Origin of the sequence: Scytonema hankhaensis NUACC26 (assembly GCF_045865695.1) — a bacterium.
Classification (GTDB): Bacteria; Cyanobacteriota; Cyanobacteriia; order Cyanobacteriales; family Nostocaceae; genus Scytonema.
In genome coordinates this window covers 40,455-65,247 of the sequence record NZ_BAACAP010000198.1, presented here as the reverse complement: position 1 = coordinate 65,247, position 24,793 = coordinate 40,455, and the positions used below count along the sequence as shown (strand labels likewise).

At 42.4% G+C, this 24,793-nt stretch carries 15 protein-coding genes; 6 read left to right on the top strand and 9 right to left on the bottom strand.

The features are described 5' to 3' along the window. Window positions 1-398 precede the first annotated feature (398 nt). Window positions 399-4,421, bottom strand: coding sequence for a magnesium chelatase subunit H (locus tag ACKTT2_RS22380; protein ID WP_407890642.1), 4,023 nt, complete (start codon window positions 4,419-4,421; stop codon window positions 399-401). Window positions 4,422-4,969: 548 nt separating this feature from the next. Between ACKTT2_RS22380 and ACKTT2_RS22375 the strand changes: the two genes are divergently transcribed. Further along, a complete protein-coding gene (locus ACKTT2_RS22375) occupies window positions 4,970-6,283 on the top strand; it encodes a glycosyltransferase family protein (RefSeq protein ID WP_407890641.1) in 1,314 nt (437 codons plus the stop codon). Window positions 6,284-6,423: 140 nt separating this feature from the next. On the opposite strand, the gene ACKTT2_RS22370 is transcribed toward ACKTT2_RS22375, so the two are convergent. Beyond that, entirely contained in the window at window positions 6,424-6,807 is a 384-nt protein-coding gene (locus ACKTT2_RS22370) for a hypothetical protein (RefSeq protein ID WP_407890653.1), read from the bottom strand. A 569-nt stretch (window positions 6,808-7,376) separates the two neighbouring features. On the opposite strand from ACKTT2_RS22370, the gene ACKTT2_RS22365 reads away from it, so the two are divergent. Next, the gene (locus ACKTT2_RS22365; protein WP_407890652.1) at window positions 7,377-7,985 is read left to right on the top strand and encodes a M23 family metallopeptidase; all 609 of its coding nucleotides are present in this window, start codon (window positions 7,377-7,379) and stop codon (window positions 7,983-7,985) included. A 57-nt stretch (window positions 7,986-8,042) separates the two neighbouring features. Here ACKTT2_RS22365 and ftsH read toward each other — a convergent pair whose 3' ends face one another. Continuing rightward, entirely contained in the window at window positions 8,043-9,953 is a 1,911-nt protein-coding gene (ftsH, locus tag ACKTT2_RS22360; protein ID WP_407890640.1) for an ATP-dependent zinc metalloprotease FtsH, read from the bottom strand. 404 nt (window positions 9,954-10,357) lie between these two features. On the opposite strand from ftsH, the gene ACKTT2_RS22355 reads away from it, so the two are divergent. Beyond that, on the top strand, window positions 10,358-10,903 hold the full coding sequence (locus ACKTT2_RS22355) for an NADPH-dependent FMN reductase (protein WP_407890639.1): 546 nt from the start codon (window positions 10,358-10,360) through the stop codon (window positions 10,901-10,903). Between the two features lie 238 nt (window positions 10,904-11,141). Beyond that, window positions 11,142-11,384, top strand: coding sequence for a hypothetical protein (locus ACKTT2_RS22350; RefSeq protein WP_407890638.1), 243 nt, complete (start codon window positions 11,142-11,144; stop codon window positions 11,382-11,384). A gap of 615 nt (window positions 11,385-11,999) precedes the next feature. On the opposite strand, the gene ACKTT2_RS22345 is transcribed toward ACKTT2_RS22350, so the two are convergent. The 3 genes from ACKTT2_RS22345 to ACKTT2_RS22335 all read right to left on the bottom strand — a co-directional run bounded on the left by ACKTT2_RS22345 (window position 12,000) and on the right by ACKTT2_RS22335 (window position 15,996). Continuing rightward, window positions 12,000-12,353: a hypothetical protein gene (locus ACKTT2_RS22345; protein WP_407890637.1), complete on the bottom strand. Its 354-nt coding sequence runs from the start codon at window positions 12,351-12,353 to the stop codon at window positions 12,000-12,002. A gap of 33 nt (window positions 12,354-12,386) precedes the next feature. Then, window positions 12,387-12,641: a hypothetical protein gene (locus ACKTT2_RS22340; protein WP_407890636.1), complete on the bottom strand. Its 255-nt coding sequence runs from the start codon at window positions 12,639-12,641 to the stop codon at window positions 12,387-12,389. A 154-nt stretch (window positions 12,642-12,795) separates the two neighbouring features. Then, the gene (locus tag ACKTT2_RS22335; protein ID WP_407890635.1) at window positions 12,796-15,996 is read right to left on the bottom strand and encodes an efflux RND transporter permease subunit; all 3,201 of its coding nucleotides are present in this window, start codon (window positions 15,994-15,996) and stop codon (window positions 12,796-12,798) included. Window positions 15,997-16,502: 506 nt separating this feature from the next. Here ACKTT2_RS22335 and ACKTT2_RS22330 point away from each other — a divergent pair. Continuing rightward, window positions 16,503-18,947: an HAD-IC family P-type ATPase gene (locus ACKTT2_RS22330; protein ID WP_407890634.1), complete on the top strand. Its 2,445-nt coding sequence runs from the start codon at window positions 16,503-16,505 to the stop codon at window positions 18,945-18,947. 130 nt (window positions 18,948-19,077) lie between these two features. Here ACKTT2_RS22330 and ACKTT2_RS22325 read toward each other — a convergent pair whose 3' ends face one another. Beyond that, entirely contained in the window at window positions 19,078-19,266 is a 189-nt protein-coding gene (locus ACKTT2_RS22325; protein WP_407890633.1) for a hypothetical protein, read from the bottom strand. A 109-nt stretch (window positions 19,267-19,375) separates the two neighbouring features. After that, window positions 19,376-19,963 (bottom strand): TetR/AcrR family transcriptional regulator, encoded by a 588-nt coding sequence (locus tag ACKTT2_RS22320; RefSeq protein WP_407890632.1) that lies wholly within the window; start codon window positions 19,961-19,963, stop codon window positions 19,376-19,378. 49 nt (window positions 19,964-20,012) lie between these two features. Between ACKTT2_RS22320 and ACKTT2_RS22315 the strand changes: the two genes are divergently transcribed. Beyond that, complete coding sequence (locus ACKTT2_RS22315; protein WP_407890631.1) at window positions 20,013-20,519, top strand: hypothetical protein; 507 nt, start codon at window positions 20,013-20,015, stop codon at window positions 20,517-20,519. A gap of 425 nt (window positions 20,520-20,944) precedes the next feature. On the opposite strand, the gene ACKTT2_RS22310 is transcribed toward ACKTT2_RS22315, so the two are convergent. Next, complete coding sequence (locus ACKTT2_RS22310) at window positions 20,945-24,772, bottom strand: toll/interleukin-1 receptor domain-containing protein (protein WP_407890630.1); 3,828 nt, start codon at window positions 24,770-24,772, stop codon at window positions 20,945-20,947. Between the last annotated feature and the right edge of the window lie 21 nt (window positions 24,773-24,793).

The window sequence follows — 24,793 nt, the reverse complement described above, 5'->3', positions numbered from 1 at the left end:
TAGATCTACACGGTTAGGGACTTCCAAATAAAAAAATATTCAACTTTCGCTTGTGGTGCGGGGCGTCCGCTTTCGGGTTCGCCCTCCGGGTATCTCCTTCGGAGACGCTTCGCGATGCCGAAGGCTATGCCCGCCAGGGCTATACGCCAGTCGCCAGGGCGTGGGAAACCCCTCCGGGTTCGCCAGTTCCTTACGGCGGGAAACCCGCCTGCAGGACTGGTCTCACCGCCTCATGCGCGCTGGACTCACCAGTTCCCTGCGGAGGGAAACCCTCCTATGGCGCATTCGCGCCACGCTTCGCTATCAGGACTGGACTCACCGCCCGCCACCAGTATAGGACGGGCGAGGACGCCCGTCCCACAAGATGGATAATTTATTTCTTGGATATCCCTTAGACCTTACTCAATGCCCTCAATCCGGTCTTCAACCTCCTGGTACAACTCGCGCAACAAGTCCAAATTGTTCTCACTCGTCTCCCAGTAACCTCGACCGTTCACTTCCAACAAAGTAGAAACCATTTTGCGGAATGAATGAGGGTTAAGATTCAACAAACGCTTCCGCATTTCTTCATCTTTGATAAACGTGGTATTAACATCCTCGTAAACCCAGTTATCAACAGCGCCTGCAGTTGCACTCCATCCCATTGTATTAACCAATCGCTTGGAGAGTTCTCGCACGCCTTCATAACCGTGAGAAAGCATGCCTTCGTACCACTTGGGATTTAACAACTTGGTACGAGCATCCAAACGTACAGTTTCTGATAAAGTGCGGACTTGTGCGTTAGCTGTCGTCGTATCTGCAATGTAGGATGCTGGTGTTTTACCATCACCCCGCAGGCTAGCAACGACCTTGGTAGGATCGGAATCAAAATAATGGGAAACGTCAGTCAAGCTAATCTCGGAAGAGTCGAGATTTTGAAAAGTCACTTGAGCAGTTTTCAACGTCTTTTCAAAAATCTGTCGTGATTCTTCCATTGTACCGGGATTATCGGCACTGAATGCAAAGGACTTGCGCTTGAGGTACATTTCCTGCAATTCAGCTTCGCTATCCCAAGTGCTGTTTTCTACTGCCAAGTTAATATTGGATGAGTAGGAACCAGACGCATTGGAGAACACGCGAGTTGCTGCTTGACGCAAATTGATCCCCATTTCCTCAGCTTGTTCCAAAGCGTGCTTGCGGATAAAGTTCATTTCAACAGGTTCATCCGCTTCTGCTGCCATCTTAACTGCTTGATCGAGCAAGTTCATTTGGTTGATGAATAAGTCGCGGAAGACTCCAGAACAGTTAACAACCACGTCAATCCGGGGGCGTCCTAACTCTTCTAAAGGTATCAATTCTAACTTGTTCACCCGTCCTAACGCATCGGGAACCGGACGCACTCCCACCATCCACATGATTTGTGCTAGAGATTCACCGTAAGTTTTGATGTTATCGGTTCCCCAAAGCACGCAAGCGATGGTTTCGGGATATTGACCGCCATTTTCTGCCTTATTCCTTGCTAGCAGTCGATCTACAACAATTTTTGCTGACTGGACTGCAGCCATTGTGGGAATAGCTTGGGGATCGAGGGCGTGGATATTTTTCCCTGTGGGCAATACGTCTGGGTTGCGGATGGGGTCGCCACCAGGACCGGGAAGAATGTACTCGCCTTCTAACCCTTGGAGCAATCCTCCCAATTCATTATCAGCACAAACTTGTTGCAAGCAGAATTCCAAATACTCAAACAGTGGTTTCAGGGTTGTAGCATCTACCTTGGTATAACCTGCTTTGTGCAACGCTTCTACCCAAGGTTCTTTTTTGCCCATATTGAAGAAGTTGAGCTTGGAAACGCGAGAAACTCTCCCTTCTGCGTCTGTTTGCTCTTTCACAAGGGCTGAAACAGCAGCACGGGTTGCCATTGTGATGTCTTGCAGCAACTGGACATCTTCTAAAACGCCTCTGTCGCTGTTTTGGTAAACTTCATCAATATCGCGTCCTACGCTACTTGCAATAATACGGGGAAGACTGAGAATTTCTTCTTCAGGACGGTCTAAGCTAGCAATGTTAACGAGAGTTGCGATCGCTTCTTCTGCAGAAGGTGGTTTCCCAATGACGTGCAATCCACAGGGTAATAGTCGCGATTCAATCTCCATCAACTTACGATATACCAAGCCAACGATATTATCGCGTTCTTCACCACTCATATCCTTGGCATCCATTTCTGGCAAGGCAATATCCTTATCCAAATTTACCATCCGGCATTTATCCATGATGGTATTAACAATAGGAACACCGCGACCGCTATCTTTGAGAGTTTGGTAAGAAGCAATCAATTCGCTGAGTTCTTTCAATCCCTTATACAACCCAGCATTTTCTGCAGGAGGAGTCAGATAGGAAATTGTTTCAGCGTAACTGCGGCGCTTAGCAATTGTTGCTTCACTGGGGTTATTAGCAGCATAGTAATAAAGATTGGGAATTGTGCCAATCAAGTTATCTGGATAACATTCTCCAGACATCCCCATTTGTTTCCCTGGCATAAATTCCAAGGAACCGTGAGTTCCGAAGTGCAGCACTGCATCCGCTTGCCAAATTTGTTCTAAGTAAGTGTAGTAAGCTGCAAAACCATGATGGGGACTAGCAGAACGAGAGAACAACAACCGCATAGGGTCGCCTTCATAACCAAAAGTGGGCTGAACCCCAATGAAAACGTTCCCAAATTGCTTACCATAAATCAGCAAGTTTTGACCATCGCTGTTTAGATGTCCTGGAGGTGGTCCCCAGTTTTCTTCCAATCGTTGGGAGTAAGGCGTGAGAGCTTCATACTCGCGAACCGACATCCGGTAAGCCACGTTCAGTTCGGGGCTGCTATACTGGGCTTGAGCATCGTGGATGACTTGTTCCATCAACTCTTTAGCGTTTTCTGGTAAGTCTTGCACGTCATACCCGTTGTTCCTAAGTGCGTTCATCACCTCATAAATGGAACCAAACACATCCAGGTATGCAGCCGTTCCTACATTCCCTTTATCGGGTGGGAAACTGAAAACGGTGATGGCAACTTTCTTGCCTAACTTTGGTTTGCGGCGCAAGTTAGCCCATTTGAGAGCGCGTTGTGCTACTGCTTCAATGCGGTCTTGGAGTGCGATCGCTTTCCCTGTTGTGCCATCCCGTCCTGATAGAATTATCGGTTCAATCGCACCATCTAATTCAGGAAGTGCAATTTGCAATGCTACCTGAATGGGGTGCAGTCCCAAATCGCTATCCTGCCATTCTTCCGTAGTTTGGAAGACGAGAGGTAATGCCACCATGTAAGGACGGTTTAACCGCTTTAGCGCCTCAATTGCCTTTGGATGGTCTTGACGTGCAGGTCCACCGACTAAAGCAAACCCTGTTAGGGATATAACAGCATCCACCAAGGGATAAGGACTTGGAGATTTCCCATTCCCCGATCCCCAATCACCAGTCCCCTTGTCGTAGAAAAAGGCTTCTACTGGCTTGGAAAAGTCCAATCCTCCTGCAAACACTGGAATAACTCTTGCTCCCATGGCTTCGAGTTCTTGTACCATCGCTACATAGTGAGCATCATCCCCAGTAACAAGATGCGTGCGTTGCAAGACCAAACCAATACATGGCGCTAACGGGTCTTTGAGATCGGGAGAGATATCCGGGCGGCTGCTGTACCAATTCAGGTACTCTCTCACATCCTCATACATTGTGGTAGCAAGAGGATGCCAAATTCCCATATCTGGGTAAACCACTGGTGGTTGGTATTGTACGGAGGCACTATTTCTCGTCTCAGTACCTTTTAAAACGTACTTGTCAGCCAGCATGAGTAAGAAATTTTCCAGATTATCTGGAGACCCTCCCAACCAGTACTGGAAGCTAAGCATAAAATTTCGAGCATCTTGTGCTTTATCCATTGGCAGGAACTTGAGTACCTGCGGCAATGTCCTCAGCAGTTTTAGCATTCCATCTTGGAAACCCGCACCGGATTTTTCCTTGCGCTTTCGCATGAACTGTGCTATCGCACTTTTAGATTGTCCCAACTGTGCCAAGGAGAAAGTGCCCATTTTATTGAGGCGCATAACTTCAGGCATTGAGGGGAACACAACGGCTACATCCAGGCGATCGCGGTATGGTTCTACTGCTGTTACTAATTTCTGGGCTAAGTCTTCTATAAAAATCAGTGAGGCAATAAAGATATTGGCAGTTGCGATATCTTTTTTAAACTCCTCGTAGTTCTCTTTGTCGCGGAGTTCTTCGATTAAATAACCACTGATTTCAATCGCCACATTGGGATTGTTTTCGTTAATCGCCCGAACCGCTTGTGACAATGCACTTTGGTACTGGGACTCTAACACGACATAGACCACCTTAATTAAGTGACGTCCCTGCAATTGGTGGGGGGCGATATGTCTAATGGTGGACTTGACGTGGGTGAACATGCTTCCTAGGCTCCTTTGATGCGTGTTCTCTAACTCGAAGAACTTTTTCGGCAAATTTGCCAATCCAGTCTTCTTGCGATCGACAATATGAGTTTTTTACCAGAAAAAGCTTACCAGTAGGGCATTTTGTCGCTTATCTGACACAAAATGATATAAAAAATGCAATATTTTGTAAACTTGTTTGACATTTTCTTAAAGTATTTATTCACTATTTGTAAATAATTCGCAACAATTTTTGGTAGGGATTGGGTACTGGGGAACTCGGGGCCCCCTCTGGGGATAACGGGTAATGGCGATTGGGGATTTTTTCCGTATACGATAATCGCTAATTTCTGAGTTGTACATATAGTTAATAAGTAATTAAATAACAACGGAACAAATATTTCCTTAATAATGACAATGGTGCAAGATGCGCGACTTCTTTAAGGACACAGCTGGTCAAGGAGCGGCAGCACCCCTCATCTAGTACTTGAGGTGACAGGCGAGACGCCTGTCCCACGTCACTGCCTACTAACAACTAACAACTAACAACTAACAACTAACCCCTAATGACTGCCGACATTTTAATTCTTTCAAACGGACCTGGAGAAGTGACAACATGGGTACGCCCTGTGGTCAAGCAACTGCGGAAACAATTGGGAAATGACCGCGAACAAATTAGGATTTCCGTCATTTTGTCCCCCTGTCCTAACTCTAGTGGTAAAGAAGCAGAAATAGCTCGTTCTTTTCCCGAAGTAGATAGAGTGCAAGCCGCCGAATATTTTTGGAATTTTTTGCTTTGGGGAAAAACCTTAGAAAATTGGGAGTGGAGTAAGTGCGGTGTTGTTGTTTTTTTAGGTGGGGATCAGATTTTCCCAGCGATTATCGGTAGAAGATTGGGATACCGTACAGTCGTTTATGCAGAATGGGAAGCCCGATGGTATAACTGGATCGATCGCTTTGGAGTCATGAAACCTGAAGTGGCAAATCGTATCCCCTCAAAATATACTCACAAGTTTACAGTCATTGGAGATTTAATGGCAGAAGCTCAGGGACAGGAGAATAATGAGGAAAAGGTAGAACTTTCTTCGTCTACCCCTACTCTTCTGCTCCCCTGCTCCTCTGCTCTGTTTCCCTCGTCTTCTCTCGAACTGATTGGTTTACTTCCTGGATCGAAGGCGGCAAAACTTACACAGGGAGTCCCTTTTATGTTGGCAGTTGCGGAATATGTCAAGGTAAAAAGACCGCAATCTCAATTTATAATTCCTGTTGCACCCACTCTAGACATAGAAACTTTAGCCAGTTTTGCCGATCCTCAGAAAAACAACTTTGTTCGCATCTTTGGTTCTAGTAGTGCTTCTCTCAATGCAATCTCTAATACTCAGTCACTGCCCAACCTTAAAACAGAAACAGGTTTGCGTGTCGAACTGCATACTGAGACACCAGCATACAGTATATTATCTAAATGCAGTATTTGTTTAACAACTGTGGGAGCTAACACGGCTGAATTAGGTTCTTTAGCTGTGCCAATGATTGTTTTGCTACCAACACAGCAGTTAGATGCTATGCGTTCTTGGGATGGATTGCCGGGATTGTTAGCAAATATGCCTCTGCTTGGTTCCAGTTTTGCCAAGTTGATTAATTGGTTGGTATTGAGAAGATTGGGTTTATTGGCTTGGCCTAATATCTGGGCAAAAGAAATGGTAGTGCCAGAATTAGTCGGAAAACTTCAACCTCAAGAAGTTGGGGAAATGGTCATAGATTTTCTGAATCACCCAGAAAAACTAGAAAAGATACGAGCTAGGCTACGTAGTATCCGAGGGGAAGCGGGTGCAGCACAAAAGCTAGCCAAATTGGTGAAAGAAGAATTGAATGAATTATGAATTATGAGTTATGAATTATGAAAAAATTATGAATAATGGAAAAATACTAAGTAAATCTCAGTAACTAGTTAGCTCATTCATCATTCCTCATTAACCATTCCCCATTCCCCATTCCCCATTCATAATTCATAATTCATCAATCATTCCTTTTTTCCATCGCGCCGTCCGAGTTCGTAAACTCCCGAACCCATACAGGCGAGTATCCCCATGCTGATAGACCAACTTTGACCCAAGCTAACTTCTACTCCCCAATTACACAAAGCACCGATCGCTAAAAAGGGCAAAATGCTAAAAAGCGAAGCGTACAATGCATTTTGAGATTCCCTTGCTTTTTTGGTTTTTTCAAATTCTGATTGGCTCATGTAAAGCGATCGCTCTGCAAAATTGAACCAGCTGTTGAGTCGTAGAGTTACCCAGTCGCTGGCGGTTGAAAATCCCAAATATAACGCTAACGACCACAAACTAGTTCCTGCGATCGCGACTTTATCGAATTCAAAGCTAAAAGGCAATATTTCATTCAACATGGCATCCGTTGGTACTGTAGATAATGCTTTTCTGCTTCTATCGAAGCCAAATCTACGTTTCAACCAGAGGTCTTACGATAACTTATCAGCATTTTTACTTATTTTTCACTCTACCATTGGGTAGGTTTTTTGGTAATATATTTCGGTGGCAAAACAAAAATAAGACGAGTTTCATCTTTCATCATGGTGTACTGGGTAAAAACGAGCAGATGTCAACTAGAACCGACCATCAAATTCAAACTTCTGCTGCATTTAATTTCTGTCTACTAATTTACAGATAAATCATCGCTTAGAGGAATTTTAAAATGAGTCAGTGGCGACAAACAGTAGCAATTTCTGTAGTCACACTATTAGTATCAGGATTGAGTATTGCTAAATTGAATACTCTGTTGCCCGAGGAAGATAAAAACGTTAACGCATTTTCCTTTATTTCAATCCCAGAGCGAGATTCACACAATTCGACTCCAAGTCCCATAGCAAGAATACCACGCTCATCAACACCCGATACGTTCGCCCCTGGGGCAAGCCGTACCCGGCTTATTGTCCCTGGCGCAAGCCGTACCCGGCTTATCGTACCGCGTCAAACTCAGCCAAAATCAAGTTTACAAGCAACAAACAATAACACTTGGTTAGCAGCTTCTTTCCCCGTGGAAAACTTCAAGGCATATACATCAGCATTTGGATACCGCCCCTCTGCAACGGGTGGTTCTAGGTGGGAATTTCACAGTGGCTTAGACATAGCCGCACCACAAGGAAGTTACATTCGCAATTGGTGGGCTGGTAGAGTCAGTAAAGTAGCCGATCGCAACGCTTGCGGAACTCATGTTGTTATTGAATCCGGTCCATGGGAACACACCTACTGCCATATGGAAGGACACGTAGAAAGTGCAAGCGGTCGTCGATACCTCATAGACCGAAACGGAGGAATTCAACTTTGGGAAGGTCAGCCAGTCCCGGCTGGATTTAGGATTGGTCGAGTAGGGATGACTGGGCGTACAACAGGACCCCATCTCCACTGGGGATTAAAATACGCCAAAAACTACGTAGATCCAGCCGTCGTTCTACGAGCGATGTTTTCACAACAACAAATTGCCAGAGCATCATCACAAAAATGGACTCCCCAACAATCGGAAGTCGTTATTGAGGAGTCTTCTAAATATCATCGGGATAATTATTAGTTAGTAGTTAGTAGGGGCGCAAGGCCGCCGCGCCCGTACAGTGGTCACTGGTCACTGCTAACCAAACACCACTATTTTTTGTTTTTCTGGTAACTCAGTATACTCCGAAACAATCTTACGGAATTGCTCGCCCTCGATTGTTTCTTGTTCGACCAATAAATCCACCAACCGATCCACTACAGGACGGTTTTCACGGATAATTCGACGGGCTTGTTGGTAGCAAATATTTGCCATTTCCCTGACTTGTCGGTCAATTTTGGTAGCCATCTCTTCTGAATATTCGTTGCGAGTCATCCAATCGCGACCAAGGAAAACATCGCTGTTTTGATTCTCAAGAGCTACTAGCCCTAGTTCCGACATTCCATACATTGTCACCATCTTACGTGCGAGATTAGCCACAACTTTTAAGTCGCTACTCGCACCGCCCGTGACCTCAGATTCTCCAAAGACTTCTGTTTCTGCTGCTTTGCCACCCAATGTCATGGTAATGTTATCCATCATCCAAGCACGACTGTAAAGCCCGCTATCAATCATTTCTTCATTCAAAATTTGCTGTGAAAAACCACCGACTCCTCCAGAACGGGGAATAATAGTTACCTTATTAAGTGGGTCGGCATTTTCTAAAAGTGTAGCTAAAAGAGCGTGTCCAACTTCATGGTAAGCAATTAACCGCTTTTTCTTACTATCTAACAATGGATTGAGAGTTAAACCAATTGTCAAACGGTCAATAGCATCGTCGATTTCTAGCTGTGTAATTGCTTCTTTTCGCCGTCGTGCTGTTAAAATTGCTGCTTCATTTAAAAGGTTTGCCAAATCTGCTCCTGTAAAACCGGGCGTGCGACGTGCAACCACTTCTAAAGAAACAGAAGGGTCAACTTTCTTATTTCGGGCATGAACCTGTAAAATAGAAAGGCGACCTTTTCTGTCTGGCGCATCTACAATAACTTGTCTGTCAAATCTTCCGGGTCTGAGCAAAGCAGCATCTAAAACATCCGGACGGTTGGTGGCTGCTATAATAATGATACCCGTGTTACCCTCAAAGCCATCCATTTCAGTTAGCAGTTGGTTGAGGGTTTGTTCCCGTTCGTCATTTCCACCACCAATACCCGCACCCCTTTGTCTTCCTACAGCATCAATTTCATCTATAAATATTAGACACGGAGCATTTTCTTTTGCTTTTTTAAATAAATCGCGCACGCGAGATGCACCGACCCCAACAAACATTTCCACAAATTCCGAACCGGAAATGCTAAAGAACGGTACGCCAGCTTCACCTGCGATCGCTTTTGCTAACAATGTTTTACCTGTCCCTGGCGGTCCAATGAGCAAGACTCCTTTGGGAATCCGCGCACCAACAGCAGTAAATTTTTCAGGTTGTTTGAGGAAAGTCACAACCTCTTGAAGTTCTTCTTTAGCTTCTTCTATACCAGCAACATCATCAAACTTGATTCCAGTTTTTGCCTCCATTTGGAAGCGTGCTCTAGATTTACCAAAGTTCATGGCTTGGCTAGAAGCATTTGTGGAGCGACGCAAGAACAACAGCATCAAAGCCACAAGTGGTAAAATCCACATTAAGTTAATCAAAAGGCTGACAGCAGCTCTACTATTAGCAGAGGAAACTTCCTCAAAGTCAACTTTCTTTTCTCTTAGTTTATTAATTAACTCTGGATTTTGTTCCAAAAGCCGCACCTGCTGTGGTTGTGTATCTGGCTTTTGGTCTTTTAAATACACTCTCGCAACCTGTTCGGTTTCATCAAGCTCTACTTTTGCGATTTCTCCACTCTGAACTTTCTGAATCAAATCGCCATAAGATAAAGCTTGAGAGTCGCGTTCTGCCTTTTGTGCCAGTGCGGCAGTTCCTCCCGATACACTAGGCAAGACGAGCAAACTGGCAGCCAGCGCTCCAGTCAACGCAGCCCGCTTTGCTGTTTGCTTTTTCATCGATGTTTTTTTCTCAACCTTTTTCATAAATAACTACCCTTTTTGTGCTGGCAGAAGCTGAGCGCTCATTTTATTATGGCTGTTCTTCTAGCAAATAATTTTTTGGTGTCTAATTGTCTAGTGTAGCTTCCACAAAAAACCATTCCCAAGTTTTTCTCTCATATACGTCTAGTCTTTACACATTCCTGTATCTCAGATATCTCAGATCCTCGACTTCGCAGAAGTTGTCGGGGATCTTACAGCCCCTCAAAAAGACCAAAACTCTATCTCCATAGCAGAAAATTCTCTCCCAATTGAAATTTTACACATACTGTCACCACTCGCTAATATAATATAAGCTACTATATAAACATACTCGTAATGACTACGTTTTACCAAGAGCTAAGCTTGGATGAAAGCTATCTATAAAATTGAGACCTTGAGAGTTAACTATGGTAAAAATTGTTGGAATTGGTGGCAGTTTAAGAACTGAGTCCTATACGCAAGTCGCTTTAAACATAGCTGCACAACGAGTCGAAGCCTTGGGTGCAGAAATTGAAATCCTCGATTTGCGGCAAATGCAGTTACCATTTTGTAATGGTGAAGAGGAATATCCAGATTACCCAGATGTTCGGCGCATGCATGATGCGGTAAGTCAAGCTGACGGGTTAATTTTGGCAACACCAGAGTATCACGGTGGAGTCAGTGGTGTTCTCAAAAATGCCCTGGATTTGATGAGTTTCGATCAACTGTCTGGCAAAGTTACCGGGCTAATCAGTATTTTGGGAGGACAATCCAATAGTAATGCCCTGAACGATTTACGAATCATTATGAGATGGGTTCACGGTTGGGTCATTCCGGAACAGGTTGCGATCGGACAAGCATGGAAAGCTTTTAGCCCTGAAGGTAAACTTTTAGATGAGAAGCTTTCACAACGGTTTGACCAATTTGCTCAAAGTTTGGTTGAAAATACGCGCAAGTTGCGAGGAGTTAATTAATCTAGTGAGAAGTTCGTGACCAGTGACCAGTTACATACACTGTCGAAGAGCCGATACTGTACAGGTCTTAGTGACCCCTTATATCCGCAAAAAACCTCCGCGCTATGGGTTCTCTTAAGCCTTAAGGGCATAAATCCTTAAGTTTGCTCAAGTTTTGAGTAGCGCGTTGTCCAAACTATTTCTGCTGAAGGAAAGTATGGATTCAATCGTGACAGTGTAGGTGTTTAAGTACTATCTTATGAGTAAAGAAGAACAGCTACTCGAATATTGGCGCGAACTCTCAAGTGAAGCCCAAGAGCAAGTGCTTCAACTCGCGCAATCTCTAAAGCCCCAGCCGGAGTTCGTTCCACAAACGGATCTTGGCAAAAAGCTATGGGAAATTCGTCAACGCATTGTTGCATCAGGCGTTCCTCTGTTGAGTGATGAAGAACTTGAACAGAAACTTGCAGAGCGTCGCGGCGGCTGGCGAGAAGTAGATTAGATGACTCGAACTTTTATCGATTCTGTTGAGCCACTCCCCTAACTAGAAGTTGGGGGATTCTGGCTAGGAATTTGGATTAACTTTTCGCCTGGACTCCGTAGAGACAGCTATCTGGTTAGTCTTTCCTAGCTTGTCGGAGAACCGCTCTCTTGGCATCAACCCACGTTCAGACGAGCTTACTTGTTCGCGGTTTACAGACTCCTGCCACGCCTCCAATAGGAGGTTTTCATGAATCACTGGAGTTTAGACTAAATTGGAGCCAATTTCTCTGCCTCAGTCCATTGAGCAATCCTCAAAAAGCTTCTTATAGCTAGGCTTACGGTAAAAGCCATCCTTTACAAGAGGAGATTGCAGGAATTATTGAAGGGTTTGGGTAGAACTGATAAACGCAACAAAACCAAAGATAAATCGGCAAACTAGTCCAGAAGCAACCTCAAACAACGTAGAGTCGTGCGTTTAGCTTTCCGCTCATGGGTTGATTAGTCTAAACCCCAGTGAATCAACATAACAGTAGATTTGTAGGTTAGGTGTACGGTAAGTATTCAGGTGGCAGAAGTACCACCCATCACTTCAGGAGATGTACTAATGATTTGGTGATACTTAAACATTGAAATTTTAAGGAGCTAAAGTTTGTGGTTTGCAAGAGTTGACATGAGTGGAAACAGAAGTATGTCGGTTACGAAATTCTTCAAACATCTTAAAGAATAAATCCAAAGCTTTTTGCTCATCTTCCGCATAAAAAAGTAAGATGTTCGCCCAAGACTGACTGGTTTGAATATTAAACTTTTGTTTAACCCATTCTAGAAATTCTTGAAAATCTTTGTCTTGCTGAGATTGAGTAGCACCAAGTTCATACTGGGCTATACTATACCCAGATAGAAAAGCTTGAAGACAAACAATCGATGCTCTACCCAAATACATGGAAGGAGCTTTTTGGATTTTTTGAATAAGAGTATACAGATCGTGCATAGAGTGATGATGAGAATTTGTGAAAACGTTTCCTCAAAACATTTTGGCTATTGATGCTGCAAATCTTGGTGTCTTCATATTGTGTAAAATCTCATTCAATAATACTTTTCCAAAGAGTAATTGACCTTCATATGACGTGAGTGAAACCTTGCCAGCACCAACCTGTACATAAAAATCTCTGAGACGAGGAGTATCCATATTCTGGTCATGGAAAGAATTTGCTGGCTTTGATGCTGCTACAATTTTTAGAAAAACCATCGCATAAAACATGTGGCAAACCTGTTGCATGAGGAAAAATCTTGCGCGTTTGTATTCGTCAAGAGAGTCGCCGAAATATGCTTTAAGGTATATTTCTTCCCGTGCTTCAGTTGAAATAAAGGTATTGGCAACGATCGCTAAATCGACATAGCGATCGTTTTGGTAACCAATAACTGGTCACTGGTCACTGGTCACTGCTCAAGCGATCGCGTTTTCCAAAAGCAACTTCTGCATTCTTGATAATGATATACAAGATTGGGATAACAAACAGACTCAGCACCGTTGCAATACACATCCCACCAAAAGTTGCTGTTCCCAAGGATTGACGCGCTACCGCCCCAGGACCTGTTGCCACCATAAGTGGAATACCACCAGCCACTGTTGAGAAAGCTGTCATCAAAATGGGTCGCAAACGCTCCTTCGCAGCCTCGATCGCTGCCTTTGTAATACTCAAACCCTGGTCGCGAAGTTGATTGGCAAATTCTACAATCAAAATTGAATTTTTACTTGCCATACCAATCAGCATGACAAATCCAACCTGGGTATAAATATCGTTAACAGATCCTTTGAGAACAAGAGCAATTAACGCACCTAAAATAGCCAACGGTACAGTCAGCAAAATAATAAATGGATCGACAAAACTTTCGTATTGTGCTGATAGTATGAGAAAGACAAAGATGACACCCAAACCAAAGATAAAGAGAGCTTGTCCACCCGATTCAATTTCTTCTAGAGAAAGCCCAGACCAGTCATAGCCCAATCCTTTAGGCAGGGTTTCTTTGGCAGATTCCTCCATGGCTTTGAGGGCTTGTCCCGAACTTACACCAGGTGCTGGGGAACCATTAATTTCCACAGAGCGAAACAGGTTGTAATGACTAATAGCCGAGGGAGCAATGACTTCTTTAATCGTCACTAAATTGCTTAGCGAAATCATTTGACCTGTTTGCGAACGCACGTACAGCTTTTGAATATCCTTTGGGTTTGAGCGAAATGCTTGGTCTGCTTGAACGTAAACGCGATACGCCCGATTGAACTGGTTAAAGTCATTCACGTAAGTTGAACCAAGAAAAACTTGCAAGGTGTTGAAAATATCTTCAACAGGAACTTGAAGTGCATTGGCTTTGGTGCGATCGACTTCCACAGAAATTTGGGGGGTATTGGCGTTAAAGTTGGGACGCAACCCATTTATTTGGGGTTTTTTTGGAGACGGATAAGTACTAGCTCGACCAATCAAGCTATTTAGGGCTGTACCCATCGCATCAAATCCTAAATTATTCCTATCTTGTAAGTGAAACTCAAAACCACCAAAGTTACCAACACCATTAATAGCTGGCAAATTAAACGGAATCACATTTGCTTCTTGAATTCCCATCATTTTAGGAAATAACCCAGAAGGTTTTGGGAAAAATCCCCCAATAATGGCTTGTAGCGATTGGTTTGCTTCTCTACGCTCTTCCCAAGGTTTTAGGGTTATAAATATCAAACCGTTATTGGGCGTCGAACCACCATAACCAAAGCCGCCAATTGCGAAAATTTGCTGAACTTCTGGCACTTGTTTGAGAATTGCCTCGGCTTGTTCCAACACATGATGAGTGTAGTTGAGAGACACACCCTCTGGCGCTTGAACGACGGTGATAAAGACACCTTGATCTTCATCTGGAATAAAACCTGTTGGTACCAAGTTGTAGATCCAATAGGTCAGCACTAATGCACCTGAGAACAGTGCTAGGATGACAAACTTCAACCTGGTTAAAAAGATTAGACTGCGACTGTAAATCTGTCGAGTTTTATCGATCGCCCAGTTAATACTGTTAAAAAACCAGTTATTCGGTGCTTGACTCCTTTTAAGCAAAATAGCGGACAGTGTGGGGGTAAAGGTAACAGCGTTAAAGGTGGATATGGTAATAGAAAACGCGATCGTGAGTGCAAACTGCTTGTACAGCTGTCCTGTTGTACCGGGGAAAAATGCAACTGGCACAAACACTGCAATTAACACAACAGAGGTAGCAATCACAGCACTAAACAGCTCGTTCATCGACTGAAGCGCCGCCTCTACAGGTTTGAGTTCCTGGTCTTGAATGCGGCGCGTGATATCCTCCACAATCACGACTGCATCGTCCACCACCAGACCTGTCGCTAAGGTTAAACCAAATAGAGTCAGGGTATTGATAGAAAAACCTAGGAGTTTAACGAAGATAAACGTCCCGACAAGAGAGACAGGCATTGCCAGTGAAATTACTAGTGCAGCACGCCAATTCTGTAAAAAGAGGTAAACAATGAGGACTACTAAACCAATTGCTTGGAACAAAGAAACAATGACTTCTTCAGTTCCCGCTTCAATAAACGTAGTTGTATCAAAAGCAACTTCGTAGTGGATGCCGGGAGGGAAATTTTCAGCCAATCGCTTCATTTCCTCTTTGACTGCTACAGCCGTATCAAGGGCATTGCTACCAGTTTGTTGGTTAATCCCTAATCCTATACCTTGGTGCGTTACGCGATCGCTAGAAGTAAACCTCAGCAAAGAACTGTAGTTTTCCGCTCCCAACTCAGCCCGACCTACATCTTTGAGCTTAATCAAAGTCCCATCGTCCGCAGTTTTAATAACTAGCTCGTCGAATTCCTCAGCGTCCTTGAGTCGTCCTTGAGCATTGACAGCATATTGATACTGCTGTGTTGATTGAGTTGGAGGCTGTCCGATCTGTCCCGCACCAACTTGCAAGTTCTGTTGCTGAAGTGCTGTAATGACATTTTGGGGAGTCAAATTGCGGCTAGCGAGACGATTGGGGTCTAACCAAAGGCGCATAGCATATTTCCGCTCGCCAAATATCTCAACATCACCAACTCCCTTAACCCGTTTGATAGCGTCCGCAATATAAAGGTCAGTGTAGTTGCTGAGATAGGTGTCGTCGTAAGTATCTTTTCCCGTTTTTTCATCGCGGTCTGAGTAAATCCCAATCGCCAATAAAAAGTTGTTGTTAGCTTTCAGGACTTGCACGCCTGTTTGAGTCACAGGTCCCGGTAACCGCGATAGAACGGTTGACACTCGATTCTGTACGTCTACTGCTGCAATGTCTTGGTCTTTCCCCAGTTCAAACGTCAAGTCAATGCTACTAGTTCCATCATTGGCACTCGTGGATTTGATATATCGCACACCCTCAATACCATTGAGTTGTTGCTCCAGAATATTGGTTACTGTAGACTCAACGACTTCCGCATTTGCCCCAACATAGTTTGAAGTTACGCTAACGACAGGGGGAGCAATTTCCGGATACTGAGCAACTGGCAGTGTGGGGATACAGGCTATCCCTAGTAGTGTAATGATGATAGAGCACACTGTCGCAAAGACAGGTCGTTTGATAAAGGAGCCAGAAATGGAAAAAATCATGGGGTCTCAGTCACTGATTGTTAATACTGGCGATTCGCGTTGGTTACCTGCAATTTGCTGATTCCCAGGCGTCGCTGATTTTTAACCTGTCTTGGACAAGTTGAAAGATGGCAAAATAATAAATCTATCTTTGGATATAATTTTGTCTTTGTAAGGAGAAACTACATTATGTAGTACCTTGACAATTTTAGCAAAAACCTCAAGATTTGGCGTGAATAAACTTTCAACATTGAAACAAACTTCAAAGATATAGTTTTATGAAAAAATTTCAGTACTGTAGGGTGGGCAATGCCCACCAAAAGTTTTATGTGGTGGGCATTGCCCACCCTACTTGCTGTTTGCCTTACTGAATGCCATACGTAGAAACGCTCGTAATCGCAAATTATACCAAATTGGAAGAGTAAGTCTTGTATGCCAAAGTTGAAATAGCTTAAATACAAAGCTTTTCAATCCAAAAGCCCCTAATCCAAAATCTAAAATCCACGCATCCAAAATTACTATTATTTATGCAGATATCAAAGCTCCAAGGATTGAGCGAACAAGAAGTCAGAGAAAGAAAGTTGGCAGGAAAGAGCAATAATGTCAAACTGCCAACTAGCCGTTCTTACTTTCAAATTTTCCGCGAGAACCTTTTTACCTTTGTTAATGCTGTTTTTTTTGCCATTAGCGGTGTTTTTCTGTTTTTACAGCGTCCTTCTGATGCTATCTTTGTAGCTGTTATTATTTTTAGCGGTGTTGTTATTGGTATCTGTCAAGAAATTTGGGCAAAGCAAAAACTCGATAAAATTGCTCTGCTCACTCGTCCTGTAGCAACTGTGATTCGAGACGGCAAAGAATATACTATCGATCCAAAGGAAATTGTTTTGGGAGATATTCTCCTACTGTATTCCGGCGAACAAATCCTGGTAGATGGTAAGATTGTTGGTGAAGGACGGATTGAAGTCGATGAATCACTGCTGACAGGTGAATCAGATTTAATTCCAAAAGTAGACGGACAAGAAGTATACTCTGGTAGCTTTTGCGTTAGCGGGCGTGCTTGCTATGAAGCCCAAAAAGTTGGTACTGAAACAGTTGCTTACCAACTTATGGCTGGTGCAAGAGAGTTTCGTCAAGTTTACACGCCTCTTCAGCAAGAAATTAACTTAATTATTCGGGTTCTTTTACTTTTGGCTTGTTTTTTGTGGATTTTGATTGCAATAAGTTTTATTCTTCGCTCTCAACCATTGAATGAAATTGTTCAAAGAGCCGCTGTTATAGCTGGTTTAATTCCGGCGGGTCTTTTAATTGCAATTACGCTTTCCTATGTCATGGGTGCAGTTCAGATGCTGGGAAAAAATATCTTAATCCAACAAACTAATGCTGTAGAGTCTTTAAGTAATGTTGATGTGTTGTGTCTCGATAAAACCGGAACGCTCACAACTAATCAAATTGAATTACACGATCTTTACCCCATACAAGTTTCTGTAGGCGATCTTCGCTCTATATTAGGTGACTATGCTGCGAGTACTAAGTCAGGCAATCGAACAACAGTTGCTATTCTCAATGGTTGCTCTGGTTATACCAAGCCTATCAAAACTGAAGTTCCTTTTTCTAGCGATCGCAAGTGGAGTTCGGTCGTCTTTGATGACCCTGAAAGAAACGGTACATATGTACTGGGGGCTCCTGAGATGTTATCACTTGCTGTACCCTTAGACGCAACAGCAAATAGTTATATTCAGCAGCAAATTAACCAAGGTTTCCGAGTTCTGTTGTTTGCTCATAGCCCAGTATCTGTTTCTCTAGAAGCAAATAACACTCCTGTGTTACCACCAAATCTTAACGCAATAGGGGTATTAAGTTTTAGCGATCGCTTGCGAAAAGGAGCGAGTGAAACCCTACAAGGTTTTGCCAATGCAGGAATTGCAGTCAAAATCATTTCTGGAGATAATCCTCAAACCGTAGCAGCTATTGCTTTACAAGCAGGTTTTAGCGAAGAAGTCAAGCTAATTTCTGGCATGGAATTAGAGCAAATGAACGATCTCCAATTTGCTCAAGCAGCTTCCACTTACAATGTGTTTGGGAGAATTTCTCCCCAACAGAAAGCCAAAATTGTGAAAAGTCTGAGAAATGCAGGACATTACGTTGCTATGACAGGAGATGGAGTCAACGATGTTCTTTCCCTAAAGATAGCAAATTTGGGAATTGCCATGGAAAGTGGTTCTCAAGCAACGAGAGGTATTGCTGATATAGTTTTACTAAAAGATTCCTTTGAAGCATTACCTCCCGCTTTTTTAGAAGGGCAAAGAATTCGCAATGGTATCCGTGATGTCATGAAACTCTTTATGGTGAGAGTTTGTTGTGTGACGTTACTCATTTTTGCCACAGCAATTGTCTCCGATAGCTTTCCATTGATGAACAAACACAGTGCAATTGTCACTCTCGTTGGTGTTGGCATTCCCACCATGTTTATTCCTATTTGGGCGCAACCGGGAGAACAATCAAAACGAAGTATGATACGTTTAATTCTTCAGTTTATTATTCCCGCCAGTTTGTCTATCACTTTGGTAGCTTTGATTGTTTATCTTTTCTACTTAGTTAGTGCCATCCTCGATTTACCACCAGCTGCTGGAATTGCTAGAGTCGATTATGAAATTCCTCGTACAGCACTCGTAACCATTTTGGTATTTTGCGAACTGCTCTTAATTCCTTTTTTGAAACCGCCCACAACAGCATGGGTTGCGGCTGAACCTCTCAATGGTGAGTGGCGTTATTCTGGTGTAGCTGGGATTCTAATTATTACCTATTTATTGATTTTATATATTCCTCCTATTCGGGAATTTTTTGAATTAGCTCCAATTTCACCTGTTAATTGCTTGTGGTTAGGTTTAGTTGCTATAGAGTGGAGTTTTATTGTACGGTTGATGTGGCGCTCGCGCTTTTTAGACCGCTTTTTAGGTGTTGATTTAGATTAGCCTTGGCGATTAGAAATCGCGGCTACATAGGCAAAACCTACCTACGTGGGTTTTGAGATAAAGGTTTTGACATTTATATCATATCTACCTATCTAAGCAGTCAAAGTGCTACTTTTATTTTTCATATAAATTACACGACAATTTGATTCATAAGAGAGTATAAATCAAATATAGTAAAATTGTTGAAGTCAAGAGCTTTTTGGGTGCATCTCTGATGCGATAAGCGCTCTTTCAGCTTGCGCTTCGCGATAAGCACTATGAACGGCTTGCGCGGCTGGGCGATAAGCGCTCTTTCAGCTTGCGCTTCGCGAACGCTCACATCTCTGACTTGTCTCAATTGCCACCATAATTTTTCGTTTGGGAACCCAATACCCACTCCCCGCATCCCCATAGTTTGATTTTTATTGTAGGACGATTGCGTCAATCTGCTATGAAGTCTCTCTCAGGAAAAGACGTAGAGCACGGCTAACGTATGCTGACCACGATTCGGGCGTAGGTGGAAAGATTAATGCATAGAGCATGATCCCACTCATCATGTCAAACACCAACCCAGAATCTAAGTTAGAGTGAATTTCATTTCTTGCTTTTGCTCGTTCCAGCACAACAGCAAATGCAAGACGGCGAGGTTGCAGGTATTTTGTCCAGTAAATCTGAGCAAACCTAGAGTTAGTTGTTGCACTGCTGATAATCATAGCAACAGTCTTTCGTCCCAAGGGGCTGAGAGTGATTTGTGCAGCATTCTCAATTAACGCCTCAATATCACTCCAAAGATTACCTGTGTCAGGGATAACAACATCTTGCCTAATACTTTCAATTGCATCAGCAACAAGCTCCTCTTTGCCACTATAGCGTCGGTAGATACTTGTTTTTCCCACTCCAGCACGGTTTGCGATCGCATCAATACTCATAGCATCAAAACCAACTTCTGCAAGCAACTCTAGAGTCGCTTGTAACATAGCTTGATGAGATTGCGTACTACGGGGTCTTCCGGGTGATTTTTTAGTGTCATCAGTCATAGGTGATATAATAATTACGAAACAGTATCGTATTGAAATAAAACGAGTTATGAGCCAGCATTCTCGTCCTCTTTATACAGACAGCAATAGTACTCAGACACTCCGACAAGGATTAGAGGAATACTATGCTTTGAATCCGAACATCACCGATCCCAAAGAGTTACCTCCTGATTTTGCAAAGATTTTACTAGCACATGATGTTTCGCATATTATCTACGGCTGTGACACGAGTATGTATGACGAACTGAAAATTTTGCCATTAACGTGGTGGACAAGCAATTACAAGTTGCGGGATCACTTACGCACGCTTAGAGATCCAACCATTAGCCCTGCAATCAAAGTCATGTACGATGACTTGGTGAAAGAGCATGGGGTAATATGGCTATACACTTCAATCTTATTTGTGTTGCCACAGCTATTGCCAGAATTGATTTCAATCTGGCTAAAAAGTCGTCAACGTCAGCGTTTTGTTCCATTTCTTGAGTTTGAACCTTTACTTGACCGTTCACTGCTGGAGATTCGTCAAGAGTTTGAGCTTTTGCCTTTCATTCAATGAGTTGTCAAAAGCAGGCACAGTTTGAGGCTTTGACGGTTTAATTACTGAAATGGGTAGAAATCAGAAAAGACTAGAAACAATTTTGCGAATACTAAATGAGTTGTGGCATAAAATCAAACTGGGATAAACTCCCGATTTTTAGAAGCATATAGATTGTATTGGAGCTAAGATACGATCGACGTACAAGCGATCGCGCTCGATTGAAAAAGTAGAAGAACTTGAAGGTCATGCTTTTGCTGAAAGAGAGGTTACAGACGAGGAAACAGTACGTATTGGTAATTATTATTTAAGTGGCAATTATCTTATCAAAAATTTAGAAATAATTCGGCAAGAAAAACAAAAAACGTTATTGTCGCTGGCTCACCTAGAAGCAGCAGAAAATTTATACCTTTCACCCCTGTTTTAGAGAATAGTAGCTCAAAAAGTTATTCTTTACAAAGTTTGTCATAATCGTTTTTCTTAGATTGACTACTTAAATATGGGCGTAACTGACTGCAACCGCGTTTTAGTAAATTATCTAAATCCAGGTTCCACAAAGCTACTACACCGTCAAAATCGCCAGAAACTATTTTTTTGGAGTCAGGACTGAAGCTAAGACTGAAAATGTAACTATTACTTTGAAATGTTGCCAGTTGCTCGCCCTCTAAGTTCCACAGCTTTATCGTCATATCATTGCTACTAGAAGCAATCATTTTGCCATCAGGGCTAAAACTTACAGTCCAGACCACGCCTTTATGACCTGTCAAGGTTCGCAGTAACTTTCCATCTCGGTTCCATAGTTTAATGGTGTTATCTTCGCTGGTAGAAGCAATTATTTTGCCATCAGGACTAAAACTCACATCATGTACGAAATCTTTGTGCCCTCCAAGGGTTGTCAGCAAATTTCCATCTAGAGTCCAGAGTTTGACTGTAGTATCATTACTAGCCGTAGCTATCGTTTTACCATCAGGGCTGAAGCTTAGTCGATTAATAATATCATTATGAGCATTGAAAGTTTTCAATAATTGTCCATCTACGCTCCAAATCTTTACGGTTTTGTCAGCGCTAGCAGTCGCTAAAGTTTTACCATCAGGACTAAATTTTACAGTTTTAACTTCATCTTTATGCTCCTGTAACGTTTGGAGTAATTTTCCATTTAAGTCCCAAATTTTAATGCTTTTATCAGCACTAGCAGAAACAATACTTTTACCATTAGGACTAAAATTTACAGCCCAAACTTTATCAATATGTCTTGTAAAATTTTGAAGTAACTTCCCATTTAAGTCCCAAATTTTAATGCTTTTATCAGCACTAGCAGAAACAATACTTTTACCATCGGGACTAAAATCTATGCTTCTAACCCGATCGTTATGTCGTCCTAAATAATTTCCTTCTATATTCCAGAGTTTTACGGTGTTATCTATACCACTTGAAGCAATAATTTTACCATCGGGACTCACTTTTATGTCTGTAATATTACCTACATGCGCTTTCCACTTTTGAATTAACTCACCATTTTTGGCATTCCAAAGGTTTATAGTGCCATCTTTAGTTCCTGATATTAGCATCCGATCGTTTCTGGAAAAAGTCACCCATGTAATTGGCTGATAATGGGGTAAAGTTTTTATTAAACTGCCATTACGATTCCATATTTTAACAGTAGTATCCTCACTTGCAGTTGCTAAAATTTTTCCATCGCTACTAAAGTTGGCTATATAAATTAAATCTTTATGTCCTTGCAAAATACTAATTAACTTTCCATCTAAAGTCAGAATTTCTACCGTATAATTTTTCCCAGGACAAAGAATCAATTGGCTATCTGGACTAAATCTTACTGACATAGTCCAACTATTTACGTTTGGAAGAAATTTCAGTTGCTTCCCTTCTAAATTGGAAAGAAATGTGCCATCTTTACTATTAAAAGCAATTTTTTGACCATCAGGGCTAAAGTTTACATTTAAAGCTGGTGATTTTAGAGTAGGAAACTCTCGAAGTAGTTTTCCCTTTGAATCCCACAATCTAACTTTTTTATCCTCACTAACAGAAGCGAGAATATTACCTTGAGAACTAAAACTTACATCATAAACTATATTATCATGGGCTATCTTTATTATTTCTTCTCCTTTTAAACTCCAGATTTTAACGGTTCTATCATCACTAGCTGAAGCTAGCATTGTACCATCGTTATTAAAACTCACCCCATTCACCCAATTAGTATGACCTTCTAAACGATTAATTTCTCGATTCTCATAAACTATTTGTTGGAATGTCTGCAAAACTTGTTGTTTAATATTTAAAGGAACAAAAGGCGTCCATTTTAATAATTTTCCAGCCTCTATGCTAGCAGTTAAAGCTTCTAGTTGTTCTCCGGAAGTGAACTTGGCTTTTGAAGATGCACTTTGAGATTCAATTGTCTTAATATTGGCATTTATAGTTTGATTTAGGGCGAACAAAAATAATCCACTTAACATAATAATGAAAATTATTAAAATCCGATTTACTTTTTTTTGTTGTTCGAGTTCTCTTTGGATCGCCTTATAGCTAGTCTGTACTAATGCAGATATATTTGGGTCAATACCCAACTCGGTAGCATCAGGACTGTTGAGCCAACCCTGAGCTTCAGCCAGTTGCACTTCATCTAGCAAACCCCCACTGGTCTTTCCTAAACGTTCCCACTCTTGAGCTTTGGCTTCTAGTCGTCTGCGTGTCAGTTCTGCTTCTCTACGTTCAATCAGCCATTGCTGTAAAGTGGGCCAGCCACTAATCAAAGCTTCATGGGCAATGTCTACTTTAGGAGTAGAATCTTCTTCACTACTTAGGGTAAGTAGGCGACAGTTCACCAAATGAGACAATGTTTTGTCAAACAATTGTGCATCGTTTCCTGCACCCAAAGCATTCACTGGTTGCTGGCGACGAGTATCAGCTCGTCCTTCACCAAACTGCACTAAACGCAGAAAAATGCGACGGGCGATCGCTCCAAGTTCTTTGTTTTCTTGATTCAAGTCTGTCAAAGCAGCATCAGCACGACGAGCGATCGCCACTTGCAATCCCGTGCGTTTATTATTTCCCAATGTGGTGTAATCTTTACGAGAAAGCACTAAGGCTTCATAAGCTTTCAGAGGTAAAAATCGTCGCTCTAATTTTTCCCATAACAGTACCAGTGTCTCTTGAATTAAGGGTAAAATACCGGGTTCACCAATAGCATCTTTTATCAAACGCTCTACTAAAGCTGATTCTATAAATACACCAACATTATCAGCAGGTTTAAAAATTGCCTTTTCCAACCCTATTTCATCTAGAGGAACGATTTCCAAGCGGTGTAACTGGATGTTTTCCCAAAGGGAACATTGCATCAAGTCAGCATAAAAATCAGCTCTGACTGTTAAAATTAAATAACAATTAGAAATCTTCAGCCACTTCAGCAAAGCTTGTTGAAACTCTTCTTTCTCAGTTCCAGCAATTGTAAAGAGTTCCTCATACTGGTCTATGACTAATAGCAACCGTTGAACATTCGGTTGAGTATTTAGAGCTTCTGTGATGGCTAAAGATAGGTCAGCTTGTTCGCTCCCTAAAGTCGTTTTTAGAAGACTCAAAGGGTTTTCTCCAGGGCGCATCGTGCAAACTAACCACTCACCCGAACCGAAGCGTCTACTTTGACGTAGTTTAGGAATTAGTCCCGCAAATATTAGGGAAGACTTTCCACTACCGCTAGAGCCAATAACCGTAATAAATCGATGCCGATACAGATGTTCTAAAAGATGTTCTACTTCCTGCTCGCGCCCAAAGAAGCGATCGCTATTTGATTCGCCAAAAGGTATCATTCCCGGATAGGGACACTCTGGTTTTGACGGTACAAGAGGGACTGGACGTTGTAAATCTGCACAAAGGCGTTCTATAACCTCAGACCATTGACTCTCCTCAGTTGCATCGAGATGGGTTAACATTGCCAAACGTGGTGGCAATTTAACTGGGTGTAAAATTAAAGGAATAACTGGCCAAGTTGCTGTTTCTAACCCATAGTTTTGTCCTAATAAGTCAATAAACTCCTTGAAATTATCAACTAAGTAAGCAGGAGAGATAATGACTAAGGTGCGATGGCTACATTGAATCGCATTTTCAAATTCCTTTAAACGAGGCACACCCAAAGTAAACGCAGCTTCTGAATAGTAGCGTATATCAGCTTGTCTGAAACTATCAAGTAAGTAACCCTCTACCCACGCTTTATCTGCATCAGCGTAGGAGATGAACAAATCGTATTTTGCGCTCTGTGTCATAACTATAGGTTTGACCTTTAC

Bases quoted from the DNA above. Each gene is read 5' to 3' on its own strand.
- ACKTT2_RS22380 (WP_407890642.1), bottom strand. From the start codon at position 4,421: ATGTTCACCCACGTCAAGTCCACCATTAGACATATCGCCCCCCACCAA.
- ACKTT2_RS22375 (WP_407890641.1), top strand. From the start codon at position 4,970: ATGACTGCCGACATTTTAATTCTTTCAAACGGACCTGGAGAAGTGACA.
- ACKTT2_RS22370 (WP_407890653.1), bottom strand. From the start codon at position 6,807: ATGTTGAATGAAATATTGCCTTTTAGCTTTGAATTCGATAAAGTCGCG.
- ftsH (WP_407890640.1), bottom strand. From the start codon at position 9,953: ATGAAAAAGGTTGAGAAAAAAACATCGATGAAAAAGCAAACAGCAAAG.
- ACKTT2_RS22355 (WP_407890639.1), top strand. From the start codon at position 10,358: ATGGTAAAAATTGTTGGAATTGGTGGCAGTTTAAGAACTGAGTCCTAT.
- ACKTT2_RS22350 (WP_407890638.1), top strand. From the start codon at position 11,142: ATGAGTAAAGAAGAACAGCTACTCGAATATTGGCGCGAACTCTCAAGT.
- ACKTT2_RS22345 (WP_407890637.1), bottom strand. From the start codon at position 12,353: ATGCACGATCTGTATACTCTTATTCAAAAAATCCAAAAAGCTCCTTCC.
- ACKTT2_RS22340 (WP_407890636.1), bottom strand. From the start codon at position 12,641: ATGCAACAGGTTTGCCACATGTTTTATGCGATGGTTTTTCTAAAAATT.
- ACKTT2_RS22335 (WP_407890635.1), bottom strand. From the start codon at position 15,996: ATGATTTTTTCCATTTCTGGCTCCTTTATCAAACGACCTGTCTTTGCG.
- ACKTT2_RS22330 (WP_407890634.1), top strand. From the start codon at position 16,503: ATGCAGATATCAAAGCTCCAAGGATTGAGCGAACAAGAAGTCAGAGAA.
- ACKTT2_RS22320 (WP_407890632.1), bottom strand. From the start codon at position 19,963: ATGACTGATGACACTAAAAAATCACCCGGAAGACCCCGTAGTACGCAA.
- ACKTT2_RS22315 (WP_407890631.1), top strand. From the start codon at position 20,013: ATGAGCCAGCATTCTCGTCCTCTTTATACAGACAGCAATAGTACTCAG.
- ACKTT2_RS22310 (WP_407890630.1), bottom strand. From the start codon at position 24,772: ATGACACAGAGCGCAAAATACGATTTGTTCATCTCCTACGCTGATGCA.